The organism is Candidatus Symbiopectobacterium sp. NZEC127 (assembly GCF_025962675.1).
Lineage (GTDB): Bacteria > Pseudomonadota > Gammaproteobacteria > Enterobacterales > Enterobacteriaceae > Symbiopectobacterium.
This window is the reverse complement of the sequence record NZ_JAGFPG010000078.1, coordinates 1-558: the sequence shown is the minus strand read 5'-3', so window position 1 is coordinate 558 and position 558 is coordinate 1. Positions and strand designations below refer to the sequence as shown.

Here is a 558-nt window from a genome sequence, read left to right as displayed (position 1 = left end):
GGAGCAAAGACAGCTCAAATCGAGATGGCCTGGAAAGCATGCCTCAATGGGAACTTGGGTCGGCAATAATAAATGCAGCCTCCTTCAGTTATAGCTACAAACCAGAGAACCTTCTTATTGATTTTAATATGGGCATGTGGTGGACAACAGGAAAATACAATCAGCATAATGGCTATGCTGAAGATGTTGGCGCAAAAAATGCCGGACAATACTTTCATACTTATGATGATGATAGGAAAGGGATTAACCTGACAAACACATCATCTTTATCCAATACCCCGGTCAATCTTACTTATGGTATAGAGATTACAACACAAAAAATACGCCCTTTAAATAAACGATACCAATCGATATGGACACCACAAGCCACCTATCCAGGAGACGAACTGCTGAGCGCAGCGAGAAATGCACAAGGAATAGGAAAGGCACTATTTTTCAATACCGAGTATGACGGTGATAGATTTCATGCCCTCGTAGGTTGGCGTGGACATACATTTGAAATAAACGATAAAAACCAGAATCATAAAATTAAATATCAAGAGAGAAACGATATTTTTG

Annotated in this window: 1 protein-coding gene; it reads left to right on the top strand. The window is 39.8% G+C overall.

Features of this window, described 5'->3' with window-relative positions:
- Positions 1-558: hypothetical protein (locus tag J5069_RS24000; protein ID WP_264646146.1), on the top strand; the 558-nt coding region annotated here is incomplete at both ends.